This window comes from Mesorhizobium sp. M1A.T.Ca.IN.004.03.1.1 (assembly GCF_003997555.1).
In the GTDB taxonomy this organism is placed as follows: domain Bacteria; phylum Pseudomonadota; class Alphaproteobacteria; order Rhizobiales; family Rhizobiaceae; genus Mesorhizobium.
On record NZ_RZTV01000002.1, the window covers coordinates 400,697 to 425,976 of the forward strand.

The window sequence follows — 25,280 nt, forward strand, 5'->3', positions numbered from 1 at the left end:
GCGCGGCAGAACGGGATCGGTCAAAGCCAATTGTTCGGTACCCCGGCGGGTCTGCGCACAACCTGGAAGATTGCGAAGCAAGGCATTGAACCCGTTTACATCGCTTCGGCGGCATCTCACGCCGACACAGATCAACATCTATTTCTCGATCGTCTGCTTCTTCTCGCCGCCCGTGCTGGGATCGGTGGTCAGCTTCGTTTTCAACGGCGGCGCGCTCTGGTCCGTATTTCTGCTCGCCATCAGACGGCGGCGGTTCAACATCGACCGGTCGATGCTTGCCATGACGGTGGCGATCTGTGCCTATTGCGCGGCCATCGTCCTTGCTTCGATCGTCAACGGCACGCTGGCGGCGGATCTGCGGTTGTTCCTGCCGCTGATCACTTTCCTCTTCTTTCCGATCTCCTATTCGACCTGGAGCATCACGGAAAAGACCGTGCTTGTACGCATCGTCGTGCTGGCGAGCGCCGCGGCATGTTTCGGCGCGCTGCTGCTCGCCGTCGTTCAGTATTACTGGATCGGCACCAGGGCCGAAGGCGGTGCCGGGAATGCCATCGTATTCGCGACGGTGACCTGCCTGGCCGCGGCGATGAGCCTCGCAGGCGCGCTGTCGGGGATCGAGAAGCGCTGGAAGCTGCTGAAGTTCGCTGCGCTTGCGGGCAGCTTGGCGGTGCTTTATTCGGGCTCCCGCATCATCTGGCTGGCGCTGCTGCTGGCGGGCATCGCCGTGCTCTCGATCAACCGGCGCCGGCTCAGCGGGTTGAAACTCGCGCGCATTGCGCTGATTGCCGGCGGCGCCTGCCTGCTGCTCGCCGCGATCGCGTTTCCCGTCATTGCCAATCGCGCTGACTTCCTTTTCAGCGACTTGGATGCGCTCACCACCAAGAACGACCATACGACGGCGCTTGGGCTGCGGGTGGCGATGTGGGAGATCGGCACGAAGGCGTTTCACGAGGCTCCGATTTTCGGACATGGCATCACAGGCAGCCGGGCGCTGATGAAACAGGGTTTTCACGATCAATTCGGCATGGACGCAGGCTACAACCATTACCATAGCGGTTTTCTGACCGCGGCGGTGCAGGCCGGTTTGTTAGGGGCGTTCGCCTTGGCGGCGATCTTCGTCGTCGCGGCCTGGAACGCGGCAAGAGCGCTGCTCCGCAGCGCCGGCCCAGCGGAACGGTTCGGCGCAACGATGATCATCGTCACGATGGTCACCTATCTCATAGGCGGGCTGACGGGTATCCTGGTCGGTCAGGACCTTCTCGATTCGACGCTGATGGTGTTCCTGGTTTCGGGAACCTATCTGGCTTGCGGACGAACGGTGCCGCCGACCGGCAAGAGCGCAGCCATTCCTTCGGCCGCCGGCCGGCGAACATGAAGGTCCTGGTCACCGGGGCGACGGGGCTGATCGGGCGCCAGGTGACCGGCCGGCTGCGTCAGGCCGGCTTCGACATGCGCATTGCGTCCCGCCGGCCGGAACGACTGCAGGCTGCGGGCGAGGTCTTTGCGCTGCCCGGCGCCGATGCGCCGGACGACGCCTTCCTGGCATTGATGCGCGAGGTGAGCCATGTCGTCCACTGCGCGGCGCTGAACAACGATCGGAACGCCAGCGACGCCGACTATCAGGCCGTCAATGCGACGCTGACCGCGCGCCTGGCCAAGGCCGCGGCCGCACGTTGCGGCGGGCGCTTCATCTATCTCTCCTCGATCCGGGCCGTGGCCGGTCCCGGCTTCAGCGGCACGATCAACGAGGCGATGGCCCCTGCCCCGCAATGCGCCTATGGCCGATCCAAACGCGAAGGCGAGATCAGGCTGATCGAGGCTTACGCCGGACGCCCGGATGCCACGGCACTGCGCCTGCCGCCCGTCTATGGCGAGGGCATGAGGGGCAACATGGCATTGATGATGCGGCTTGCCGACACCGCCCTGCCGCTGCCGGCCGGCGTGCTGGCAGGTGTGCGTTCGCTGATCGCGTCCGACACGGCGGCGGGCGCGGTGCTGCACCTTGTCAGCCGTCCGGGACCGCTCCACCCGGCCTATGTCGCGGGCAACTCAGTTCCGCTGGCGATGTCGGAAATCATTGCCGCGTTCCGGCGTGGTTTCGGCCGTCCGCCGCGGCTTGTTCCCATGCCTGCGATGCCGCTGCGGCTGGCGGCAAGGCTGCTCGGCAGGCAGGCATCATGGCAAGCCTTGACCGCGACCCAGATCTGCGATCCGTCGCTGCTGGTCGCGGAAGGTTGGATGCCGGAAGCCGATACGCTCGGCCGGCTTGAGGAATTGGCGCGAAAGAAGGCCGCTCAGGCCCGGTAGAATGTCTTCAGCAATATTCTGAGGTCGAGGCCGATCGAAGCGGCCTTCAGATAGGCAGCGTCGGTCTCGGCGCAGAGTTTCGGATCGGACATGTCGATGCCCTTGATCTGCGCCAGCCCAGTGATGCCCGGAAGCGCCGAGAGCACGCCCAACCGCTGCCGGTAGCCGATCAGCTCCGTTTGCGTCGGCAGGCATGGACGGGGACCGACAAGGCTCATCTCGCCCTTGAGCACATTCCAGAGCTGCGGCAGCTCATCGATCTTGGTCGAGCGCAGCACCCTGCCCACCGCGGTGACCGACCCGGCAGGCGCCTCGTGCGTTGGCAAGGACGGGGTGTTGCGATGCATGGTGCGCAGCTTGTGGCAGGCAAAGACAGCGCCGCCCCGCCCGACGCGCGGCTGCGAAAAGATGGCCGGTCCGGGCGATGTCGCCCTGACCGCCAGCATGGCGATCAGCACAACAGGCGACGTAACCGCCAGCATGACGGGCGCGATAGTCAGGTCGAAAGCCCGCTTTGCCGTCACGGCTCAGATCCGCCGCCAAAGAAAGGCAAGGTAGAGGCCGAGCGTGCCCATCAGGGTCTGCCGGTAGACGCCGCTTTTGCCGAGCAGGCTGAAGCGCCTGAGGGCACTGCCCTTGCGCGCCCTGATGAAGAGGCGAAGGCAGCGTGCTGCATCGCGTGTAACGAGGTCGCGGTTGACGGCAAGGCCTCTGAGATTGCTGTCCGTCCAGGTGGCGAACTGGCCCTGGAACAGCCGCCCGAGCCTCGAAAGCCTCGCCTTCCAGGAGACGTTGGCGCCGACCAGGTTCGCCCCGTGCTGCCGGTATCTGACCAGCGGCCGCGGCTCGTAGCGGACCTTGCCGCCGGCAGCGGTCACGACGAGATAGGCCCACCAGTCATGGCTGACGAATTCGGTTCTTGCCGATGCCTTCGCCAGGAGGTCGCGCGCCGCGCGGTTGAAGAGCATGGTGTTGCCGCCGGCGATGCTCTGCACCAGGGCGTTGCGGAAGGATGGCGGGCGGCGGAACAGCGGCGAATGGCCGGCCGGGACGCCGGTCTCGGAAATGGTCGCTGTGCGCGAGCAGAACAGCAGCGGCATTGCCATATCCTGTGTCTCCATCCAGCGAATGGCGCTCTCCAGCCGGTCCGGCTCCCAGACATCGTCCTGGTCGCAAAAGGCGTAGTAATCGGCATCGACGCGCGGCTCGATGATCATCGAGCGGAAGTTGGCGGCGAAGCCGTTTCGCGGGCCCTGCACCACGGTAAGGGAGCCCTTGTTCCAGCGGGACCGCCACGCCTCGAGGATCGCGAGCGTGGCGTCCGTCGAGCCGTCGTCGGAAACCCAGAGATCGACATGGGGCCATGATTGGTCGAGCAAGGATTGCAACTGCTCGCCGATAAAGGCGGCGCCATCCCTCGTGCCCATGAGAACGGCCACGCGCTGATCTTTCCCGGTCACTGTTTCAGAACCCGCAGGGCATTCGAACAGGCTTCAATAGCCAATTGCGGGAGGGCGGCACAGGGCTAACCGATCTGTCCGGCCGCTTTCGGCACCGCCCGCTCGGGCGCGCCGCCAATGCCTTGCCCTGCCCGGTTGAGCCCGGCCAGGATCGCGAGGGCCGCGGCCTTGTCCTGGTCCCGTATGGCGGCCACCAGCGCCGGCAGCGCGGCCTCGATCCTCCGCCACTCCACCACGTCGGTCCTCAGGCCGAAGATCTTGGCGATGTCGAGCTTGACGACCTCCTCGCTTTCGCCATGCAGAGCCTCGTGCAGCTTCTCGCCGGGCCTGATGCCGGTGAAGCGGATCGGAATGTCGGTATAGGGGCTTTTGCCGGCCATGCGGATCATGGTTTCGGCGACTTCGAGGATCGGCACGGGCTCGCCCATGTCGAGCATGTAGATGGCATAGTCGTCCCTGCCCTGGCGCCGCTCGGCATCGGCGGCCGACATGATGACGAGATCGACGGCCTCGGCCACCGTCATGAAATAGCGCGTCATGCGCCGGTCGGTGATGGTGACCGGCCCGCCGACCTCGATCTGCGCCTGGAAGATGGTCGCCACCGAGCCGTTGGAGCCGAAGACGTTGCCGAAGCGCACGGCGATGAATTTGGTGCCGGGACGACGCACAGTTGGGGTGCCGGCATGGTGGCCGTTCAGCCCGCCGGCATGGAAAGGCGACGGCTCGGCGTGCGTTTCATGCAGCGAGGAGACGATCTGCTCGGCCGCGCGCTTGGTGGCGCCAAGCACCGAGGTCGGGTCGACGGCCTTGTCGCTGGAAATCAGCAGGAACTGCGGCACCCCGCATTCGGCCGCGACCTCGGCGCAGGCGAGCGTGCCGAAGACATTGGTCTCGATCGCCGCTTCCCAGTTCTCTTCCAGCAGCGGCACATGCTTCAGCGCCGCGGCGTGAAAGATGATCGCGGGTTTGAACTCGCTGACGAGGCGCATCATGTGCGGCCGGTCGGTGACATCGACGATGCGGCTGGCCAGCCGGTCGCGGTCTTTCTCGTCGATGATCTGATCGAGCTGGAAGATGCCGAACTCGGAATTGTCGGCCACCAGCACCGCCTCGGCGCCGAGCTCCAGCGCGCGCTTGACCAGCACACGGCCGATGGAGCCGGCCCCGCCGGTGACCAGCACGCGCTTGCCGCCGACGAAGACGCCGATGCGCGCGATGTCGGTGGCGACCGCCGAACGGCGCATGATGGTTTCCATCTCGACGGCATCGAGAACCAGCTTGCCGCCCTGCCCCAGCTCCGAAAGACCGGAGAACTGGACGACGGCGATGCCGCTGTGGCGGGCGACGCGCACCAGCTCGGCATAGTCCTCGATCTCGCGCTCGACCCCCTTGCCGAAGATCAGGAGGTCGAGGTTTTCCGTGCCCTTGACATACTCTTCCAGCACCTCGACCAGACGCGGCCGCAGCGCCACGACCGGAACGCCCTGGATCTGCGTACCGAGCGGCGCGCCGGCCTCCGTGGCCATGATGCCGGCAATGGCATATTCGGTCGGCGCCGCCGTGCGGGTGAAGCGGACGATCACGTCGGCCTCGCTCAGCCGGCCGATGAACAGCGCCTGCTTGATCGACGCATCGCCGGCGGCGCGGCGCAGGATGCGCCAGGACGCGCCGTCGCGCAGGAAGCGATAGTAGAGCCTGGGTGCCGAAATGATGGTGAAGGAGACCAGAAAGAAGACGATGAACTGGCGCTCGTTGAGACCGGCGACCGGCTGGAAAAAGGAGCGGTAGGCAATCGAGGCCAGATAGAGAACCACCGTCAGGCTGCCGCAGCCCTTCAGGATGTTGAAGAAGTCGGGCGTCGAGGCAAAGCGCCAGACGGTGCTGTAGAGGCCGCAGGTGCGAAACAGGAGATGGGCGAGGAGCACGATGAGCGCCCAGCAGGCCAGCCCGCCGGAGGAGAACGCATCGAAGGAAAGCCGCGACTGCGAGAGCGTGAGGCTGAGCGCCACCGCGATCAGGACCATGACGAGGTCCTGGACCATGATGATGGCGCGCCGCATCTTCGGTCGGAGGCCCGATACGGCTTCTACATAGGCGGTCATTGGGTAGTACTGAACTCCAGGCGCGGGAATACTATCAGAGCGGCGCGGGACAGAACACCGTCCGCCGCCACTCCAGATTGCAAATCCCCAACCCCGTCTCCGGTTATGGCATTAGCGCGGAGTTGGGGGGAGAGCTAGGGGTTTTTTCCTTCGGCTGCATGTGCAGTTAAGGCACCATTCTCGCCTCAGTCGCTGCAAGCACAACCCGCGATTCACTTTCAAATTGCAGACGTTGGGCAATTGGCTGCACATTGTCCTTATAGATAATACATTTCCGGTAAAGCCCAGAGGCGACGCGCTGCCTGCCGATTAGCTCCCAGTCCGGTGACCAGGAGCCGTTCCAGTCAAAATCTTGAGAAATCAGGGTTTCCCTGTCGAAGCAATGCGGGTCCCGCTCTAATATTTGGCGGGCTTCACGGGCGAGCGGTCTGTAGCTTTCGACTGCGGCTGCCTTTCTTGCTCGTGCTTCCCGATCGAGCTGAATGACGAGTTCGGATGTTCCTGCCACGCCCGGAACAGCAGCGGAGCAAAGCTGTCTGCTCACCTTCGCCGTCTTTTTCAACAGCGCGGTGAGCGCCTGCCCGTAGGCGAAAGCCAAGTCATGCATTGGATTGTAGCCATCGATTGCGTCCGATACGATTTGAAGGTTTCTCAGGCCCGCCAGATCCATTGCTAGTTTTGTCAGCACATCAATAAAGAAATCGCTGTTTCTAGCCAGAAGCGCATCGTACCAGACCGTATCAGGGATTTCACCGAATACGGCGCCGGGCGTCGCGCCAACAGCCTCAACCAGATCGCGCGAAAAGCGGGTGCGCGATGTCTGGCTGCCGCCCGATCCATCCGTCAGAAGGTAGACTCTGGGTTTTGCACGCTCAAGCCAATGGTAGACCCTTAGTTCGTGCCCCGGATGCGCGAGAATCACGATATTTTCCAGTTTTGCGGACAATAAATGATCCCCTTCGAGGTTGTGACCGCATCAAACACCCCTGCGGTGAGTTTTTATAGAACGCGGCTCCAGGTCCGCGCTCGGCAGAGCTTGTTTGGCAAACGTCTTTCGGACTAGACGCCGTCAGTAACTCTTGCATCCCTGTCGCTCGTTGCAGACATTGCAAAAAAGCGAGGAATCATTTTGCGAATTCTTATCACCAATCTGTCCCTGTCGCGCAACAGCGGGTCGGAAGCGGTTGTCGAATTGCTTGCCGATGGACTTCGGAGCGCAGGGCATCAGACGATGCTGCTGGCACCGACACTTGGCGACATGGCAGACAGAATGCGCCGACGAGGGCACCACGTGGTCGACCGGATCGCAGAGATCGTTGAAAAACCCGATGTAATTCATGCTCAGCATCTGACGCCTTGCCTGACAGCGTTGGCCAGGTTCCCAAATGTACCGGCAGTATTTTCGTGTCACAGCGCGTTCTTCGAGGTTGAGGCCCCAATGCTTCATCCCCAGATTGGCCACTGGATCGCTGTTGATGAAGCCTGCCGGCTCAAATGCCTGTCGCGGGGAATACCCGCCGCTCAGTTGAGCCTCGTCTACAACGCAGTCGATCTCAGTCGCTTCAAGCAGCGCTCGCGGCTGCCTGCTCGGCCCACGAGAGGGTTGCTCTTGACCAAAAATTTTGAGCATCAGGCAGCGGTTCGTGAAGCCTGCGAAAGAAGTGATATTCAACTGGACGAGTTGGGGCCTGCTACCGGTCGATTTTCACATCAGCTCGAACACGACTTGCTAAGCTATGATATCGTATTTGCGACCGCTCGCATGGCCATCGAGGCCGCCGCCGTGGGATGCGCCGTCGTCGTCTGCGACGCGCGTGGCTTTGCCGGATTACTCGATACTGCAAACATGGATGACTGGCGTAGAATGAATCTCGGCGTCGGCCTTCTGGCCAAGCCCACCACAGTCGAGCATCTGATGGATGCTATCTCCAGGTTCGATGCAGGCGATGCCATAGCGGTTTGTGCGTATTTTCGAAAGGTGGCGGGTCACACGTATTTCATTGATGAACACCTGCGAATCTATAATCAGGCCATGCAAACCAAAAAGGCGTTGGACGCTGACGAGCAATGCCTCGCGACAGCCTCCTGGATTGAAGAAATCGGCGTCTCGCATCCGCACCGGAGATGGTACCATATCGTAAAAGAACTGCACGGGTGGCCAGATTCGCCGGAACCAAACGCGCTTCTAGAACTGTTGCAGTCAAACACTAACATTCTGGAAAGCATTTTCGCTTCATTAGCAAACCTTAGCGAGCAGGTCAGTTCGTTCGAACCCGAAATTGCCAAAAGTCGCGATATCATGCTCAACGAAGCCGCTTCACGTATTGCCGCAAAAGCGGAGAGCAACCATACCATGCTACGCGAAATTGACGAGAAGCTTTCGGTCCTTTCAGACTTCACGCTAGAGATAAAACGACTCTACAGCAGCATGATCCCGCTATTCGTCCGAAGAATCCTTCGGTCTCGCAGAGAGTCTTTAAATTGACTAAGATCGGCGGATTGGACTATACAGAACTTCGCGGCTACACCATCTGTACCTCGCCCCGATCAGGCAGCAATTTCCTTTCTCAGCATCTGAGTAGCACTGGCTTGCTTGGACACCCACTTGAGTATTTCAACTGGGGCGGGCGTCGATATTTCGATGACCCGGATTATCCCAAAGACGTTCCCGGACAGATCAAGATGATCCTGACGATGGGGGCTACCCCCAACGGCGTCTACGGCTTAAAAATCTTCGCTCACCAGCACGACTGGATTTCGGGAGAAATAGGCTGGCTTGACGTCCTTCCCAATCTCCGATTTGTACTGCTCTCAAGACGTGACCTCCTCGGCCAGGCAATTTCCTGGGCAAGGGCCCTACAGACCGGACAGTACCGCTCAAGCGAACCGGCGAAGCAGATGGCGATGTTCGACGCCGACCTGATCCAGAATCAGCTCGTCGCCATTGCCCGTGAAAGGGCACGCTGGGAGATGTTCTTCGCTCGAACGGGTATCGAACCCCTGCGGCTCGAATACGAAACGCTGATCATGGACCCGTGCAACGTGGTCCATCAGGTCGCCGATCTGATGGATTTGAGCTCGCCCCCCAGTCTGGACTTGAGCAAGGTCACGGTTGAAAAGCAGTCGGACTCACTCAGTCTCGAATGGGCGAAGCGCTTCCGGGCGGAGCGTAGCAATCCCAACATCGTGGACATTATTTAGACCCCGACATTCAGGGGCGTCGGCACAAGTGGGAAGAAGATCAATCTAGGCCAATCCCACGAGCGACAGCATTTTTCGGCGAATACGAGAAGCCAATCGCCTCATCAGGTCCAAGGTCGGCTCGATAGGAGGCTCTATCGGTACGAACACCTCGACCGGCACCTCAACCCTCAGTTCTACCGGAACTTCGACAATCACTCGTTCCGGCTCAGGCGCCGAGGGTATCTCACGGTAGCTTGGCCCGACCTCGCTGTCGAACTCAGCGTAGTGCTTGAGCGCCAACCTTATCCTTTCCGCGTCGAATTTGTCTGGCGGCATTGCTTCAATGATATCAGCGCGCCTCATCTGAACAATGAACTCAGAACCTTGGTTTTCTTCCAGCCAGGCGATCTTAAGGGAAAGAAGCCCGATCTGATTCAGTTCCATGATGGCAAGCTCAAACGATGCCGGCGTAAAAAACCATGTATGCGCATCGACGTAAGGTCTAGCTTTACCCATCTGCCTGATATCGGCTTTGTATCTTCGCAGCGCCTTGCCAAATGAATGCGCAAAACCAATAGGTAAGTGGTTTCCAGCAACCCATGCCCCCCTGGCGTCTCGGGTTGTTGCCCACGCGCGTGCTTCAAACAGTACTTCAGGGGTATGCCTAATACGGCGCTCTCGATGAGCGGTTAGGATTTCGCGAATGCTCGTCGGTGACTTCAGCAGGTCAAAGCATTTCCGCATATCAGGAACGGCGAGCGAGACGACTCCGTCTGGCTTCAGAAGGCGCGAGCATTGCTGAAGGAAACCCAGGATGTCAGGAGTATGTTCGATCACGTGGCTGGCAATGACGAAGTCGTACCCTGCCGCATTTCTTTTCAGCGCCACCTTGTCGAGTGGCCGGCCATCCCAGACGATATCGACGTCCTCGATTGTATTGACCTTGCTACGAATAGTCCGTTCGGGATGATTCCGTGCAGTCCTGCGAAGGCCCTCACCATCCTGATAGTCAATCACGGTCGTTTTCCAACCCTCTGCCTTGGGGGCAATCGGGTTGAAAAAAGGCCCGATTTCGACACCGACCATAGTGTCTTTGTCGAGGTTCCTCCTAAGCTGCTCCAGCCGATTCACTAATAACTCTCGTTATGCGTGAGCGGGCACTGAGCATGGTTAGTAAACCTTGGCGTTGGCACAATAAGCCACCCTGATAGAGAATCCAGAAAACTATGATCACCACAGGAGAACCCAAGAGGCTTCTACCCCGCTATATGAGATCGGTCTCAAACCCGTTTATGAGACCGATCTCAAATTCCGGTGCGCAAACCTACGTGTAATCGCCTGAGTTCGCAGCATTGGGCGTTCGAACGGTCCCACCAAAGCAAGCGCTAGGTGCCTCCTAAGCCAGGCTTTTTTGACACACCCACACCGCCTCAGGCTATCTGTCGATAGCCTCGCCCGGAAGCAAACCTTCTGATCAAATCACGCTGCCCTTCAACCGGAGGCTCAAGCCCGACAAAATCCGCGATTTCGCAAAGAAGCGCCTCCGGATCCAGCGCCGCGCGCTCATAACTTACGAGCAAAGTCGGCCATTGCAGCCTTTGCAGCAACTCCCAATACCTGTCGAACCGTAGAAGCGCCTGGTCAAACGCCTGCTCGATAGAGCACTGCGTTTGATTGACCTCGGACTGGGCGATAGCTGCCATGTCGCGGTTGACGAAGAGGACAAGGGGATTGCGCAAAATGTCCGCTACCGCCGCCAAGTAGAGGTCGGCGGAAGGATCCTTCCATCCCCAAAGATCATTCGCGTCATTTCTCGATTGGATCAGGTTCCTGAGCTTGTCCGTAACGACATCCGGAGCATCGTCAATCAGATTGCCGTCGAAGTCTCGCCCTTGTGCTAGATTGACGAGTTCTATGTCCTCGTGATTAAGCGAGTCTGCCTTTGTGCCCATTGGGACGCCTAGTATGACGGCGGCCCCGGCAATTAGGCTGGTTCCGCCCCGGCCGCAACCAACCACGATCAAGGTTCTTTGGGCGCCGGGCGACTCGAGCCTGATCGCCCTGTGTGATGTAGCCATCTTATCATTTCTAACGTTTAGGGCACTGCCTTCGCGGTGCGGCGCCTGCCGACGGGGCCGACATTAAGCCCTCTCTCTTTCACCGCCTAGGCTCTAGGTTGCCGAATGCGCATGTGACGTTTGAAAAAATCAAGGTGTCTGGCACTGAGTGACTGGTCCCAGCTGCGGGGATATTTCATGGCGTTTGCCAATCGATATCGCTCTTCCAGATTCTGGCTTTTGAGCTTTGCCAGCTCCAATGCCGCGACGATCTCATCCAACCCCGGTGCCGCTGGAATTATATTTCGGCTCAGGCTTTGCAGATAGTCCTCGGTCTTGGTCTTGAACGTGTTCGTCACGACAACACAGCCCGACGCGGCCAAATCCATTGGTATCATGCTCGGGTGAGGTGAAGCCATCAGGGTAAGGCAGATGTCAAAACTGGCAACTTCCTCGATATAGGTGCTTAAATCCATTCTGGGCAGCGAAACCGAACGAACGCCCGGAAGCAGTTCAACAACACCCTCACCAAGGCCCATGCCTACGCAATCCCACTCTTCGGGGTCGAATATCCCTGATCTGAATGCCGTCGACAGCGCCAACGCCGTCAGTTCGAACATATTCCGGTCCACGACCGGGCGGGAATAGAAGACGATCTTCTTCTTTGCCTTCGATCGATTACGTTGAATGAATATTTCCTTTGCCAAGAGGTTAGCAGAACAGGCATTGTTAAAGAATGTATATGACATATTGCGGGATTTGATGCCTCCGACGTCATTCCTGTCAAAAAATGTCATTAGGCTTTCACTTGAGAAAATCGCATGATAGTCCATCTCATAGGTTTTATCAGCAATCGCGTGTAAGCTGTTGGCCGGATAAAATAATGTTTCATAATCTTGTATCAAATATATAAATCTCTCGTCCTCAGTAAACGAGTGTATCTTCTTTGCAAAATAGGCAGAATACCAGACAGTTGCGACGGCGTAATCGTATCGTGAGATACGAAACGGTGCTCGTCTCTCACCGATATATTCTACCTCCAATTCGTCAAAAATCTTTTCCATTCCGGGATACTTCAGAACCTTCTCCCTAAATTCTGAAATGTTGAAATAGAAGTTATCAAACAGTACAAGACGAACATTCACGCCCGTCTTCCGCAGGAAAAGCGCCATCTGGAAGACGCCAAAAAAACCTGCAGAGATCGATTTAAAATCGAAAGCTGGAACGAGAACATTGATCGTCTGTGGCCGGTGCTCATCAATCTCGACGTCCGGCAAATCGTAGACACGGTTCAGTCGTAGATTGAGGAAATCGCGATCATAAACGTGGTTCGGAGGCGCGATCGCAGGAACCAGCGGGAGACCCGCGAGATAGGAGGACTGCAGATCGGCGAGGAGCCCAAAGCGGTGAGCCGCAGAGAGGCAAAGATAGGCAAGCCGACCCTTGTAGCTTTGGAGTTGGACTTTCGGATCGAAGACCTTGTGATAGGACTGCTTCAACTCCTGGTGCCCGAACAGCCGCGATCCCGCGCCGGCAAGCGCTGTTGTAAGCCGTCGACGCATTAACTGAAAATCTCCTCTCTCACGATTCTACCTTTTTCGAGAAATACTGCCGAGTGGCACATAGAACGAATCAATACATCGGAATGAGACGCCAGAACAATGATCGCCGCATTGTTTAGCCAATGGTCCATCCGATCGCGCGCCTTCTTCTGGAAGGATTCGTCGCCGGTTCCCAATCCCTCATCCAAGAGCACGATGTCGGTGGGGTAAGCCGTAACAGCTGAAAATGACAATCGTGTCTGCATACCTGCCGAGTATGTGCGGACCGGAAGGTCGATGAAGTCGCCGAGCTCCGAAAAATCGATGATCGAATCAATCTTCTGCTCAACCTCCTTTGGCGATATTCCAGCCATAAGGCTCTGAAGCTTGATAAACTCTCGTCCGGTAAGTTCGGGAGACAGACCCATCGACGGCTTTATTAAAACGGCCGTATCTCCCTTTATGGTGGCAGTCCCGCTCGTGGGCTTCAGAATACCTGCCAGTACCCGCAGCAGCGTCGTCTTGCCGGCACCATTGTGTCCGCACAGGCCCAATCGCGTGCCAGGCTGAAGGTCGAGCGAAACACCGTCGAGCGCGGCTACCTCGAAACGACCGGAGTCACCGGCCAAGAGACGACCGCCGGTCGTAAATCTGAGCGCCGCCTGTTTGAGCGAACGGTTAGCGGGGGCGGACCAGATCGGGATTCGAACGGCGACGTCGGCTAGTCGAATCGATGGCTGTGACATTGGACTCCAATTTGACTGCTGGCTTCAGAGTTCAGAGCCAATAGGGGATTCGATGCTGAGTTCTTCGGTAGAGGGCGTATGCGGCGAGGCTGCCCAGCAAAGCGATCACGGCAGAAACCAGCACGCTTGTGTAGTTTGTGCCCCCATTCAGGATTGGCGTACGCGCGGCGTCGATCATGTAGGAGATGGGATTGAGAACCAGGAATAGCGATTCAGAGGGTAGAACCTTCGCTGTCCAAAGGATCGGCGAAAGTATAAATAGCAATTGCATCGCCGATGCAGTGATCAACGGGACGTCCCTGAACCTCACCGAAACAACCGAGACAATGGACGATATCCACGTCGCGTGAAATACCAGCAACGCGACACCGACAGCAAACATCGGAAGATTCAACCCAATGTTCGGATAAGCTATCACCATCGTCACCAGAACAACGAGCAAATTATGAAGAAGTATGATAAAATTCTTGGTGACACATCGAAATATACAAGATGCTGAAGACATCTTTGTGTTCAAAATGAGATCATGGGCATTGATCACGCTCTCGGCACCCTCAACAACAGTCGCCGATAGGAACTGCCAAAGAACTATGCTCGTCGCCAAATGGTGCAGATACTCTTTTATCGGTTGGTTGAGTAGAACCGCGTACAGAAAGCCGACCGCTGCCGCGAATATCGCTGTGTTCAAAGTGATCCACAGTGGGCCGAAGGTCGAGTTCCGATAGCGAAGCCTTATGTCGAACTGCGCAAGTCGAAACCACAGCATTGATGAGTCTGAGATCATCACAACCCTTCAGAGATGCCCTTGAGGCCCCGGTATTGTTTGTCCGATTGGAAGGTCCCCCAGCCGGCGAACCACGCTTTCCACCGCGACCCGCCACTCCGGCGCCTGCCACCCAAACACGTCCGCAAACCTCGCGCTCGACAGCCGCGAATTGGCCGGCCGCCTTGCCTTGGTCGGATAATCCACTGTCGCGATATCGCGCACCGTCGCGTACGGGCCACCAAACGCCCGGCTTGTGTCGAGGATGTGGCGGGCAAAGCCGCTCCAGTTGGTCTCGCCGCTGCCTGTCAGATGGTAGATACCAAAGGCGGCGAAATTCTTGTCGTCCCGCAGCCTCGCCGCCGCATGCAGGACGGCGTCGGCGATGTCGAGCGCCGAAGTCGGATTGCCCCATTGGTCGGCGACGACCGAAATCTCGTCGCGGTCGCTAGCCAGCCTGAGCATGGTCTTGACGAAATTCCTGCCGAACGGGCTGTAGACCCAGGCGGTGCGCAGGATGAGGTGGCGCGGGTTGGCCGCCGCCACGGCCTTTTCGCCGGCGAGCTTGGAGGCGCCGTAGACGCCGAGCGGGGCGGTCGCGTCGGTCTCGACATAGGCGCCGTCCTTGGCGCCGTCGAAGACATAGTCGGTCGACAAATGGATGACGGGGACGCCGAGGCCTGCTGCCGCCTGAGCCACCTTGCCGGCGCCGGTGGCGTTGACCGCGAAGGCCAATTCCTTCTCGTCCTCGGCCTGGTCGACATTCGTATAGGCCGCGGCCGAAACCACGATGTCGGGCCTTGCCTCTGCCAGCGCCGCAAACACCGTCTCGGGGCGCGCCAGATCGAGCGCCGGCCGGCCGACGGGAACGACCTCGACATCCTTGCTGCCCCGCTCTATCAGGCTGGCGGCAACCTGGCCCTCGCGTCCGGTGACGGCAAGCCTCACGCGGCGCCCTCCCTGGTCTCGGCCTGCCCGTTTCCGCCCTTCCTGACCGGGCTGTTTTCGATCGCCGCGTCTTCCATCGCGCCGTTCTCGATCGGGCGGTTTCCCATTGGACCCTGGCCCAGCCGCTCGCCATTGTAGCGCTGCTCGCGGATCGGGGCCCACCACCATTTGTTGTCGAGATACCAATCGACCGTCCTCGCCAGGCCGCTGTCGAAATTCTCCCGCGGCGCCCAGCCGAGATCGCGCGCGATCTTGGAGGCGTCGATCGCATAGCGGCGGTCATGACCAGGGCGGTCGGTGACGAAGGTGATCAGGTCGCGGTAGCTCATGCCGCCGGCGCGCGGGCGCCTCAGGTCGAGCAGATCGCAGATCGTCTCGACGACGCCGAGATTGGTGCGCTCGGAATTGCCGCCGACATTATAGCTCTCGCCCGGCCGCCCTTTCGTCGCCACCAGTTCCAGCGCGCGGGCGTGGTCCTCGACGAACAGCCAGTCGCGCACATTGGCGCCGGCGCCGTAAACCGGCAGCGGCTTCTCGTCGAGCGCGTTGAGGATAACAAGCGGGATCAGCTTTTCGGGGAAATGGTAAGGGCCGTAATTGTTCGAACAGTTGGAGAGCACCACCGGCAGGCCGTAGGTCTCATGCCAGGCGCGCACCAGATGGTCGGAAGCGGCTTTGGACGCCGAATAGGGCGAGGACGGCGCATAGGGCGTCTCCTCGACGAACATGCCGCCTTCGAAGGGCAAGTCGCCGAACACCTCGTCGGTCGAGACATGATGGAAGCGGAAGCCGGCCTTGCGCTCCCCCGACAGCCCGCGCCAGTAGTCGAGCGCGGCGTTCAGGATGCGGTAGGTGCCAACGATGTTGGTTTCGATGAAGGCCCCGGGGCCGTCGATCGAGCGGTCGACATGGCTCTCGGCGGCGAGGTTCATGACGATGTCGATGTCGTCGCGGCGCAGAATCTCAAGCACCGCTCGCTCGTGGCAGATATCGGCCTGCTCGAAACGGTAATTATGCGCATTCTCGATCGGCCTGAGCGAAGCGAGGTTGCCGGCATAGGTCAGTTTGTCGAGATTGGTGACGCGGTGGGCCGGGTTGGCGCACAGATGCCGGCAGACGGCCGAGCCGATGAAGCCGGCGCCACCGGTGACCAGGAAATTCATGCCGCCCTCTCTCACGCAAACACCTCCGCCGTGGCGAGCAGAGGCGCCTTGCGATCCTTGTCCGAAAGCTGGAATCCGCCTGGGATCGCCGGCCATTCGATGCCGATTTCGGGATCGTCGAAGCGGATCGACCTGTCATGCCCGGGCGAATAGGTGTCGGTCACCTTGTACAGCACTTCCGTGTGCGGAACGAGCGTGACGAAGCCGTGCGCAAACCCTTTCGGCACCAGGATCTGGTTGCCCTTCTCAGCCGATATTTCCAGCGCCACCCACTTGCCGAACGTCGCCGAGGAACGGCGGATGTCGACCGCGACATCGAAGACGCTGCCGCTTATCACGCGCAGCAGCTTATCCTGGGCGCGCGGCAGCAACTGGTAGTGCAGTCCGCGCAGCACGCCGGCGGCCGCGGAATAGGAGTGGTTGTCCTGCACGAAGGCGAGATCGATGCCGGCCTCGGCGAAACGCCCGGCATTCCAGGTCTCGCTGAAAAAACCGCGCGCGTCGCCGTGCCGCTTGGGCACGATCTCCAGCACGCCGTCGAGGCCGAGCGGCCTGACCTCAAGCAAACCGTTCCTCCGTCAGGTCGGCGGCCCGCTTGCGCAGATAGGCAGCGTATTCATTCTTGCCCAGCCGCGCGGCGCGCTCCAGAACCTTTTCAGCGTCGAGCCAACCCTGCTCCAGCGCTATCTCCTCCGGGCAGGCGATCTTGATGCCTTGGCGATGCTCGATGGTGCGCACGAAAGACGCTGCTTCGAGCAGGCTGTCATGCGTGCCGGTGTCCAGCCAGGCGTAACCCCTTCCGAGGCGGCGGACATGCAATTCACCACGCTCGAGATAGACATTGTTGATCGCCGTGATCTCGAGCTCGCCGCGCGCCGAAGGGCGGATCGTGGAGGCAATGTCGACGACATCATTGTCGTAGAAATATAGACCGGTCACGGCCCAGTTGGACTTCGGCTTTTGCGGCTTCTCCTCGATCGTCAAGGCCTTGCCGGTGACCTTGTCGAAGGAGACCACGCCATAACGCTCCGGATCGTCGACATAGTAGGCGAAGACCGAGGCGCCGCCATCGCGCGTCGCTGCCTCGCGGCAGAGTTGCGACAGGCCGCCGCCAAAATAGATGTTGTCGCCGAGGATCATCGACACACTGTCCCTGCCGATGAAGTCGCGGCCGATGATGAAAGCCTCGGCTAGACCATTCGGCTGAGGCTGCTCGGCATAGGAAAGCTCCACACCGAATTCGGAACCGTCGCCCAGCAAAGCCTGAAAGACCGGCAAGTCACGCGGAGTTGATATGACCAGAATCTGGCGGATTCCCGCTAGCATCAGCACGCTCAGCGGGTAGTAGATCATGGGCTTGTCGTAGATCGGCAGTATTTGCTTAGAAACCGCTAATGTTAGGGGATAGAGGCGTGTTCCGCTGCCGCCGGCAAGGATAATTCCTTTCAACAAGCTCTCCTTGAACTACCGCGGCCCCCGCCTCGACGCCAAGTTGCCCGTGCTTATGTTTCGGGCACTGGCTTGTCAATTGTCGGCTTGATTTCTTCCCGACGCTATTTCACTGCTTTCTACATCCGGCATGCGGCGATTTCGAGCGAATCCGGCTGTGCCGCAAAAGGGGCCGGCGCCAAGCGCCCACCGGCCCTTTGTCATTTGGTCGCGATCAGGAGCGCTTGAGCAGCGCCCAGACCGCCGGCACGAGGCTCGCGGCCAGCGCCACCTTGATCAGGTCGCCGGCGATGAACGGCGCGACGCCGAACTGCCAGGACTTTTCCGGTCCGATGAGCGCCGCCAGCCAGGCAAAGCCCATCGTCATCATGACGATCTCGGCGGCAAGCATGGCGCCGAACAGCTTGCAGGGGTGGCGGTCCCAGCCGCGGTCGGCGGCCCAGCCGGCGATCGCCGCCATCACCACGAAGCCGGCAAGGTAGCCGCCGGTGGAGCCCATCATATAAGCGATGCCGAGGCCCTTTTCCGGCGTGCCCTGGAACACCGGCAAACCAAAAGCGCCCTCGGCGAGGTAGAGAAGGAGCGTCGCGACGGCAAGACGCATGCCGAAGGCCGAGGCGATCAGCAGCACCGCAAGCGTCTGCAGCGAGATGTCGACCGGACCCAACACCACTTTCGTCTTCGCCGACAGGGTGAGCAGGAGGGTTCCTGCAAGCGCCAGAAAGAGCTGGCTGGCAAGCCGGGCCGCGCCCTGGTCGGGCAGAGCGAGAGAAACGAGCGGGCGCATCGTGGTTGCAGTTGCCATGGTCTTCCCCATCGTGGCTGATTTGCTGTGTTTGAGGCGCGTCGCGGAGAAACGAGTTCAGGCGGCGCGCTTCAAGATTTCGTCCTGATGCGTGTCGTTCTCCCAAGACTGCTGCGCAGTTTTGGGCGACATGCATTGATTTTCCTATATTGGCTTCGGCAGGATGCGGCAATCATTTTGCCGCGAGCAGCAGGACCCGGCATGACACTTGAATTCGACGCACGCTTCGATCCTGCCTATGGCCAGGCGGTCACGGTCGCTCCGGACGTCCAGCGCGTCACGGCCAGGAACCCGAGCCCGTTCACCTTCCACGGCACCAACAGCTACCTCGTCGGCCGCGACACGCTGGCAGTGATCGATCCAGGTCCGGACGACGATGAGCATCTCGGAACGCTGCTCACGGCAATAGGCGGCAGGCCGGTCAGCCATATCTTCGTCAGCCATACCCACCGCGATCATTCGCGGCTCGCGGCGCGGCTGAAAGAACGCACGGGCGCTCCCGTGCTCGCCGAGGGCCCGCATCGGCCGGCGCGGCGGCTGCGCATCGGCGAGATCAATCCGCTGGATGCCAGTGCCGATTTGGGCTTCGTGCCCGACATTGCGCTGGCGGACGGCAGCCTTACCCATGGCGACGGCTGGGCGATCCGCACCGTGCTGACGCCAGGGCATACCGCCAACCACGCGGCCTTTGCGCTGGAGGGGACAGGCATCCTGTTTTCGGCCGACCATGTCATGGCCTGGGCCACATCCATCGTGGCGCCGCCCGACGGGGCGATGGCCGACTATATGAAATCGCTCGACCGGCTGATCGAGCGCGACGACCGCCTGCTGTTGCCCGGCCATGGCGGACCGGTGACCGCGCCGCGCAGCTTCATGCGCGGGCTGAAGACTCATCGCAAGATACGCGAGCAGGCGATCCTGGAACGCATCCTGAGCGGCGACCGAACCATCAAGGAGATGGTCGCGGCGATCTATCGCGACACCGACCCGCGGCTGCACGGAGCAGCCGGCCTTTCGGTTCTCGCGCATCTCGAGGACCTGGTGGCCCGCGGTCTCGTCGCCAGCGAAGGCGACCCGGCGATCGACGGGATTTTCAGGCCTGCCGGTTGACTCACTCGGCCGGCGCCGCGCCGACTTGGCCGGCGACCTCCTGATCGAGCTCGGCGAGGAAATCGGTGATACGGTCGGCATTGTCGCCCAAGTCATGACGCCCGTAGCGCGAGGCCGAACGCATGTCGACGACGACCGAATCGCCGTCGTCGGCGACGCGGATGGCCACATCTGCCGGCAGGCCGAGCACCAAGCCCCTGGCGACCGCGGTGATCGTCGCCTCGCTCTGGCCGTTGATGTCGGGATAGGGCGCGGTCAGCTGCCAGTCCCGCCGGTCGAGCACGGTCTCGACAGCATCGACCACGGTTTCGAAGGGCAGGTTGTAGCTCCGCCCGCTAACCAGCGGATATGCTTCCGCCTGCAGGCTCTGCTCGCCGGGCGTCGGCGGTGACAGCGCGGTCATGTCGCTTGTCCGGTCGCTGGTGTCGAGCGCCGGCGGGTCGTCGACGTCGGTCGAAATGTCGCGCAGCGGCGGATAGATGGTCGCCCAGTAGGCGGCGACACCGAAAGGCGCAAGCACCAGCACTGCCAGCAGGGCACCGACGCTGAGATCGCGGCCGCCGCGGTCGCCGAAATTCCACAGCCTCGACAGTGCAAGCCCGGCGAGCAGCAGCGCGAGCGCCGCAAGCAGCGCAACGAGCGCCAGCACCCACAGGAAAGGCGGGGTGTCGACAAAGTCGAGCCGGTAGCCGGCAACGACGGTCAGCAAAAGGACGAGCGAGAATGCCCCGATCCGCCGCGACCAGCCGGCCGCCCTCGACGTCTGCCGTTCAGGAATTGTAGCCATCGTCTGCCGCATTACCCCAGTCCGCATCGAGACTTAGAGCTTTTTGCGCCAGCCTTGAAGCCGAAAGATTTAACAATCCTCAATCCGTCGGCAGCCGATACTCCTTGAATTGCTGGCGCAAGGTGGTCTTCTGGATCTTGCCCGTCGCCGTGTGGGGAATCTCGCCGACGAAGGCGACGTCGTCGGGCATCCACCACTTGGCCACCTTGCCGCTCATGAAGGTCAGGATATCGCTCTTGCTCGGCTCCTTGCCCGGCTTGCGCACGACCACCAGCAGGGGGCGCTCGCCCCATTTGGAGTGCGGCACGCCGATGGCGGCCGCCTCCGCCACATCGGGATGGCCGACGGCCAGGTTCTCCAGATCGATGGTGGAGATCCACTCGCCGCCCGATTTGATGACATCCTTGGCGCGGTCGGTGATCTGCATATAGCCGCTGGCGTCGATATGGGCGACGTCGCCGGTGTCGAACCAGCCCTCGGCGTCGAACTGCTCGGCGCCGACGCCGCCGTAATAGGCGCGCGCGACCGCCGGGCCGCGAACTTTCAGTCGCCCGAAGGTCTTGCCGTCCCAGGGCAGCGCGTTGTTCTCGTCGTCTGTCACCTTCATTTCAACGCCGAAGGGCGGGTGGCCCTGCTTGCCCTGGATATCGAGCCTGGCATCGCCGGTCAGCCCTTCATATTCCGGCTTCATGGTGCACAACGTGCCGAGTGGCGACATTTCGGTCATGCCCCAGGCATGCACCACCTCAACCGCGTATTTGTCCTGGAACTTGGCGGTGATGGCGCGCGGGCAGGAGGAACCGCCGATGACGACCTTGTTGAGATAAGGCAGCTTTTTGCCGGTCTCCTCGAGATATTGCAGCAGCATCATCCATACCGTCGGCACAGCGGCGCTGAAAGTTACCTTTTCGGAGTCGAGCAATTCGTAGATCGAGGCGCCATCCATCTTGCAGCCTGGCATCACCAGCTTGGCCCCGATCATCGGCGCGGCCTGACCGAGTCCCCAGGCATTGGCATGGAACATCGGCACGACGGGCAGGACGACGTCGCGCGTCGAAACGCCCATGGCATCGGGCATGGCGGCCATCATGGCGTGCAGCACGTTCGAGCGATGGCTGTAGACGACGCCCTTCGGATCGCCGGTCGTGCCCGACGTGTAGCACATGCCGGCAGCCGTGTTCTCGTCGAATGTCTTCCAGGCGAAGGCGCCGTCGGCCTCGGCAAGCCATTCCTCATAGGCGACAGCGTTCGGCAACGAGGTTTGCGGCATATGCGCCTGGTCGGTCAGCACGATCACCTGCCTGAGCGACCTGACCTGGCCGGCGATCTTTTCCAGCAGCGGCACGAAGGTCAGATCGACGAAGATCGCCTTGTCCTCGGCGTCGTTCATGATCCAGGCGATCTGTTCGGGAAACAGGCGCGGATTGAGCGTGTGGTAGATCGCGCCGATCCCCATGGTGCCGTACCAGGCCTCGATGTGGCGGGCGGTGTTCCAGGCAAGCGTTGCGATGCGGTCGCCGAGCCCGAAGCTGTCACGCTCCAGCCGCTGCGCTACTTTGAGCGCCCGATGACGGATGTCGGCAAAGGTGGTGCGCACGATCGGGCCTTCGATCGAGCGCGACACGACCTCGCGCCCGCCGTGCTGGCGTTCGGCGTGATCGATCAGCTTATGGCAGAGCAGCGGCCATTCCTGCATCAGTCCGAGCATCTCGGCTCCTCCCCTTTTTCGCGCTTTCGCGTCATTGTTTCACGCATTGTGGAATGATCCGGCGGATTGTCCAGCCACCATAAGTCCAAGGCGGTCGGATGGGCGGAATGACCCGTGAAACCCGCCATAATCCGGCCATCGTCGCCGTTAAGGTTCATTAATGGGCTGGGTGAGATTGGCGAATGGAGAGATTCGCATGGACGTGCAGCTCGATGAAAAAGCCCTCGAAAGCACGCTTGCCGAAAGTCTGGACGATCTGACGCCGGACTCCAAAACCGTTTCCGACGATGAATTTGCCGAAGTCGTCGGCGGCGCGCTGGAGGCCGTCGGCGGAACGCTGCTGTTCAAGATGTGCGTCGAGAATGATGGAGAAGGCCAGTATGTCGCCGCCGCAAGCGTCGGCGACGGCGGTAACCGCCAGTTCCTGCTGCTCACGCTGCCGACCGCCGGCGGCGCGCTGAAGGTCGAGACAGCGGCGAGAAGCAGCAATCCGGTCGCCGGCATCGCTGCCGCCTATGCCGGCCTCATGGACGCATTCAAGGCCGCCGCCTGACTGTCGGCGGTTAGAACATTATTTCGCTGCACGCGACGCGTCATCGCGCCGCCTTGCGCGAGGCGTCGGGCCGATCCACCTTTGACGGACGAGAAGCGGTTCCGAACGGAAAAACCGCCACGCACCTTCCTCAAACTGCCGATGAGACCCGTCTTGGACAAGCGTGCCAACCCCGCCCCCGGCTTTCAGCGCAATCCCGACAAGGTGATAACGATCGAGCCTTATCGCGGCACCGTCACGGTCAGCGCCGGCGACGTCGTCATCGCCCGGTCTACCCGGGCCAGGCTCTTGTCGGAACCGCCCTACCCGGCGGTTTTCTATATTCCCTTCGACGATATCGATCTCAGTAAGCTCGCCAGGACCGAGCATTCGACGCATTGTCCCTACAAGGGCAACGCGAGCTATTGGAGCGTGCTGCCGGCCGGCGACAGCGGCAGGGACGCGATGTGGGCCTATGAGCAGCCTTTCGACGAAGTGGTCGAGATCCGCGATCACGGCGCGTTCTATACGAGCAAGGTGACGGTCGAGACTAAGCCGGAGTGATAGACTGCGGCGGAAAGCATCGCGGATCTCCGAGGTCGCTGAGCCTCCCAGCCGTCGTCATCAACCTCCGCCACCGATCAATCCGTGGTGCCGTCGTTGCCGACGTCGTCGGCGTCGTCCAGCCGAACGAAGGTCAGGCCCTTCTGCTTCAGGGCGAGCAGGCCCTGGACGACACCCTCGCCCGCGGCATGGGTCGGCTGGTTGATGTGAGCGATGATGACGTCGCCATCCTTGGCAGCGGCGATGCGCCGGGCGGTTTCCTTGGCGCCGAGCAGTGAGCCGCCGTCGCCATTGACGGAAAAGCCCGCGACCTTGAAGCCCAGCTTGCGGATCATGGCGATCGCCGACGGGCTGTATTCGGCGGTGGCGCCGCGAAACCATTTCGGCGGCGGGCCGCCGGCGCTCGCAAGCGCCGCGGCACCCGACTCGACCTCGGCCTGAACGGCATCAGGACTGCCGGCACTGCTGATGCCGTAGATCTTGCGGGGCGTGTCGACCGCCGGGATGTGGCGGCCACCGTGGTTTTCCAGTTCGAACAGATCAGGATGCGCGCGCATGATCCCGACAGCGGCGGCGTTGCGCTTCAGCCAGATGCCGGTGACGAAGATAGTCGCGGGAATTTTGTTTTCGACCAGGGCCGAAAGAATGCGCGTATCGGTCTTCCCGCCGCAGGCGTCCAGCGTGAGCGCGACACGGCCACCGCCGCCTTGCGGCGTCAGATGCAACGTCGGTTCGACCAGCGTCCCGGCATTGCCAGCCGAGACCACGACAAGCGATAGCGCGATCGCGCAAAGAGATTTTTGAAGCAAACCCGTCATTCCCATGCCCGGCCCGTCAAGCCGCTCAACCGCAATATGGCGTCAACAAGACGCGCATCTAGGCGAAAATCGGAACGGTTCGCATCCGAAAAGCCACCGCGCGACAATTTGCATGGAGAGTAGCTGTAAAAGCTCAACACGCCTTTAGCAGACTTGAGCTAGACCGCCTGCTCAAGCGCCACGTCGGTACGCGCCAAAAGTTCGCGCACCGCCTCGACCACGGAATCCACTTCAAGGCGCCAGACACAGCATGCCTTGCTCGAATCGGTCCGACGGCACAGGTCGCCGCCGACGCAATCGCAGGGCATGGAGGGGCGCAACGAGATGCTGGGGACCCCGACCGGGCCCCATCGAACAGGATTGGTCCGGCCGAACAGACCAACGACCGGAGTGCCGGCTGCGGCCGCCATATGCATCGGGCCACTCTCATTGCCGAGGAATAACCTGGCCTCCTTGAGCAGCGCCAGCAACGTTTCGAGCGAGAGCGTGCCGACCAGATTGACGACCGGCGTTTTCGCTGCCGCCACGATCTTGTCCGCCGCCTCGTGCTCATCAGGGCCGCCGATCAGCACAGCGTCCAGGCCAGTTTCGGACGATATCCGTTCGATCGCGGCCGCAAAGCGCTCCGGCTGCCAGCGACGCCCGATGAAGCTCGCCCCCGCATGCACCGCCACGAAGGCATTTGGCCGCAAATGATGCTTGCTCAGCAAGGCGAGCGCTTGCGTCGTTTCGAAGGGCAGCGGACGGATAGCCGGTGCCCTGACGCGCAGGTCGACGCCGAGCACCTCGAGCGGCGACAAATAGCGGAAGAGATAATGTTTTTCGCCGAATCCGTACGGCTTCATCCTGACATTGGCAGGCTGGCGCTCAAGCCAGCGCAGAGGTCGCTCCGTCGGATAGTGGCCGACACGAATCGGGGCACGAACCAATCCGGACACCAGCCGCGAAGTCTTGGAATCGGTGATGTCGATGACCATGTCGAAGCGGTGCCGCCGCAAAGTTCGCACAACCCGGACAAGCTCGCGCCCGCGCTGGAGCGGCGTGCCGCGCATGCCGGCACGGCTGAACGAAACGACCTCCGCTGCGATGCCATGCGCTGTTAGAAATCCAGCAAACCTGGCATCGCACAGGAACACGACCTTCACACCTGGATATTCGAGCTGAAGGTTCTTCGCCAAGGCAGAGGCAAGCACGATGTCGCCTATGAACTTGGTCTGCATGATCAGGATCGATCGGA

At 60.9% G+C, this 25,280-nt stretch carries 25 protein-coding genes; 7 read left to right on the forward strand and 18 right to left on the reverse strand.

Translation table 11 applies throughout. From position 1 onward, the window contains the following. Positions 1-85 precede the first annotated feature (85 nt). Both EOD29_RS07865 and EOD29_RS07870 read left to right on the forward strand, forming a co-directional pair. Positions 86-1,375 (forward strand): O-antigen ligase, encoded by a 1,290-nt coding sequence (locus tag EOD29_RS07865; RefSeq protein WP_127246368.1) that lies wholly within the window; start codon positions 86-88, stop codon positions 1,373-1,375. Further along, entirely contained in the window at positions 1,372-2,307 is a 936-nt protein-coding gene (locus EOD29_RS07870; protein WP_127246369.1) for an NAD-dependent epimerase/dehydratase family protein, read from the forward strand. Before EOD29_RS07865 ends, EOD29_RS07870 begins: the two co-directional genes overlap by 4 nt. Here the strand turns inward: EOD29_RS07870 and EOD29_RS07875 are convergent. From EOD29_RS07875 to EOD29_RS07890, 4 genes are all read right to left on the reverse strand, one after another. Continuing rightward, positions 2,295-2,789 carry a sugar transferase gene (locus EOD29_RS07875; RefSeq protein WP_127246620.1) on the reverse strand — a complete coding sequence of 165 codons (495 nt, stop codon included), beginning with the start codon at positions 2,787-2,789 and terminating at the stop codon, positions 2,295-2,297. The two genes, EOD29_RS07870 and EOD29_RS07875, sit on opposite strands and share 13 nt — an antisense overlap. A 45-nt stretch (positions 2,790-2,834) precedes the next feature. Then, the gene (locus tag EOD29_RS07880; protein ID WP_245475280.1) at positions 2,835-3,746 is read right to left on the reverse strand and encodes a glycosyltransferase family 2 protein; all 912 of its coding nucleotides are present in this window, start codon (positions 3,744-3,746) and stop codon (positions 2,835-2,837) included. 86 nt (positions 3,747-3,832) lie between these two features. Next, positions 3,833-5,869: a nucleoside-diphosphate sugar epimerase/dehydratase gene (locus tag EOD29_RS07885; RefSeq protein ID WP_164763709.1), complete on the reverse strand. Its 2,037-nt coding sequence runs from the start codon at positions 5,867-5,869 to the stop codon at positions 3,833-3,835. Positions 5,870-6,035: 166 nt separating this feature from the next. Beyond that, complete coding sequence (locus tag EOD29_RS07890) at positions 6,036-6,815, reverse strand: hypothetical protein (RefSeq protein ID WP_127246371.1); 780 nt, start codon at positions 6,813-6,815, stop codon at positions 6,036-6,038. A 183-nt stretch (positions 6,816-6,998) separates the two neighbouring features. On the opposite strand from EOD29_RS07890, the gene EOD29_RS07895 reads away from it, so the two are divergent. Together EOD29_RS07895 and EOD29_RS07900 are read left to right on the forward strand one after the other, a co-directional pair. Continuing rightward, on the forward strand, positions 6,999-8,354 hold the full coding sequence (locus EOD29_RS07895) for a glycosyltransferase family 4 protein (RefSeq protein WP_127246372.1): 1,356 nt from the start codon (positions 6,999-7,001) through the stop codon (positions 8,352-8,354). Next, complete coding sequence (locus EOD29_RS07900) at positions 8,351-9,070, forward strand: Stf0 family sulfotransferase (protein WP_164763710.1); 720 nt, start codon at positions 8,351-8,353, stop codon at positions 9,068-9,070. Before EOD29_RS07895 ends, EOD29_RS07900 begins: the two co-directional genes overlap by 4 nt. Before the next feature lie 45 nt (positions 9,071-9,115). On the opposite strand, the gene EOD29_RS07905 is transcribed toward EOD29_RS07900, so the two are convergent. From EOD29_RS07905 to EOD29_RS07950, 10 genes are all read right to left on the reverse strand, one after another. Beyond that, positions 9,116-10,183, reverse strand: coding sequence for a methyltransferase domain-containing protein (locus EOD29_RS07905; protein WP_127246374.1), 1,068 nt, complete (start codon positions 10,181-10,183; stop codon positions 9,116-9,118). A gap of 299 nt (positions 10,184-10,482) precedes the next feature. Further along, complete coding sequence (locus tag EOD29_RS07910) at positions 10,483-11,004, reverse strand: hypothetical protein (RefSeq protein ID WP_127246375.1); 522 nt, start codon at positions 11,002-11,004, stop codon at positions 10,483-10,485. A 212-nt stretch (positions 11,005-11,216) separates the two neighbouring features. Continuing rightward, the gene (locus tag EOD29_RS07915; RefSeq protein WP_127246376.1) at positions 11,217-12,671 is read right to left on the reverse strand and encodes a hypothetical protein; all 1,455 of its coding nucleotides are present in this window, start codon (positions 12,669-12,671) and stop codon (positions 11,217-11,219) included. Next, complete coding sequence (locus EOD29_RS07920; RefSeq protein ID WP_164763711.1) at positions 12,671-13,279, reverse strand: ABC transporter ATP-binding protein; 609 nt, start codon at positions 13,277-13,279, stop codon at positions 12,671-12,673. The genes EOD29_RS07915 and EOD29_RS07920 overlap by 1 nt, the downstream gene beginning before the upstream one ends. A gap of 148 nt (positions 13,280-13,427) precedes the next feature. Further along, positions 13,428-14,180, reverse strand: coding sequence for an ABC transporter permease (locus tag EOD29_RS07925; RefSeq protein ID WP_127246378.1), 753 nt, complete (start codon positions 14,178-14,180; stop codon positions 13,428-13,430). Positions 14,181-14,189: 9 nt separating this feature from the next. After that, complete coding sequence (gene rfbD / locus EOD29_RS07930) at positions 14,190-15,107, reverse strand: dTDP-4-dehydrorhamnose reductase (protein WP_127246379.1); 918 nt, start codon at positions 15,105-15,107, stop codon at positions 14,190-14,192. Further along, complete coding sequence (gene rfbB, locus EOD29_RS07935) at positions 15,104-16,270, reverse strand: dTDP-glucose 4,6-dehydratase (protein WP_245475298.1); 1,167 nt, start codon at positions 16,268-16,270, stop codon at positions 15,104-15,106. The genes rfbD and rfbB overlap by 4 nt, the downstream gene beginning before the upstream one ends. A gap of 11 nt (positions 16,271-16,281) precedes the next feature. Further along, the gene (gene rfbC, locus EOD29_RS07940) at positions 16,282-16,836 is read right to left on the reverse strand and encodes a dTDP-4-dehydrorhamnose 3,5-epimerase (RefSeq protein ID WP_067327907.1); all 555 of its coding nucleotides are present in this window, start codon (positions 16,834-16,836) and stop codon (positions 16,282-16,284) included. Beyond that, positions 16,829-17,719: a glucose-1-phosphate thymidylyltransferase RfbA gene (rfbA, locus tag EOD29_RS07945; RefSeq protein WP_067327906.1), complete on the reverse strand. Its 891-nt coding sequence runs from the start codon at positions 17,717-17,719 to the stop codon at positions 16,829-16,831. The genes rfbC and rfbA overlap by 8 nt, the downstream gene beginning before the upstream one ends. Before the next feature lie 214 nt (positions 17,720-17,933). After that, the gene (locus tag EOD29_RS07950; RefSeq protein WP_127246380.1) at positions 17,934-18,524 is read right to left on the reverse strand and encodes a biotin transporter BioY; all 591 of its coding nucleotides are present in this window, start codon (positions 18,522-18,524) and stop codon (positions 17,934-17,936) included. Between the two features lie 201 nt (positions 18,525-18,725). Here EOD29_RS07950 and EOD29_RS07955 point away from each other — a divergent pair, with 201 nt between their 5' ends. After that, entirely contained in the window at positions 18,726-19,634 is a 909-nt protein-coding gene (locus EOD29_RS07955) for an MBL fold metallo-hydrolase (RefSeq protein WP_067327904.1), read from the forward strand. Between the two features lies 1 nt (position 19,635). Here EOD29_RS07955 and EOD29_RS07960 read toward each other — a convergent pair whose 3' ends face one another. Further along, on the reverse strand, positions 19,636-20,421 hold the full coding sequence (locus EOD29_RS07960; protein WP_127246381.1) for a DUF1499 domain-containing protein: 786 nt from the start codon (positions 20,419-20,421) through the stop codon (positions 19,636-19,638). 79 nt (positions 20,422-20,500) lie between these two features. After that, positions 20,501-22,129 (reverse strand): fatty-acid--CoA ligase, encoded by a 1,629-nt coding sequence (locus EOD29_RS07965; protein ID WP_095800263.1) that lies wholly within the window; start codon positions 22,127-22,129, stop codon positions 20,501-20,503. Positions 22,130-22,325: 196 nt separating this feature from the next. On the opposite strand from EOD29_RS07965, the gene EOD29_RS07970 reads away from it, so the two are divergent. Then, positions 22,326-22,682 (forward strand): hypothetical protein, encoded by a 357-nt coding sequence (locus EOD29_RS07970; protein ID WP_095813733.1) that lies wholly within the window; start codon positions 22,326-22,328, stop codon positions 22,680-22,682. Positions 22,683-22,835: 153 nt separating this feature from the next. After that, entirely contained in the window at positions 22,836-23,225 is a 390-nt protein-coding gene (locus tag EOD29_RS07975) for a DUF427 domain-containing protein (protein ID WP_095800264.1), read from the forward strand. Positions 23,226-23,302: 77 nt separating this feature from the next. Here EOD29_RS07975 and EOD29_RS07980 read toward each other — a convergent pair whose 3' ends face one another. Together EOD29_RS07980 and EOD29_RS07985 are read right to left on the reverse strand one after the other, a co-directional pair. Continuing rightward, positions 23,303-24,049 carry a polysaccharide deacetylase family protein gene (locus EOD29_RS07980; protein WP_170950236.1) on the reverse strand — a complete coding sequence of 249 codons (747 nt, stop codon included), beginning with the start codon at positions 24,047-24,049 and terminating at the stop codon, positions 23,303-23,305. A 152-nt stretch (positions 24,050-24,201) separates the two neighbouring features. Continuing rightward, a complete protein-coding gene (locus EOD29_RS07985; RefSeq protein ID WP_245475281.1) occupies positions 24,202-25,095 on the reverse strand; it encodes a glycosyltransferase family 9 protein in 894 nt (297 codons plus the stop codon). Positions 25,096-25,280: the final 185 nt, after the last annotated feature.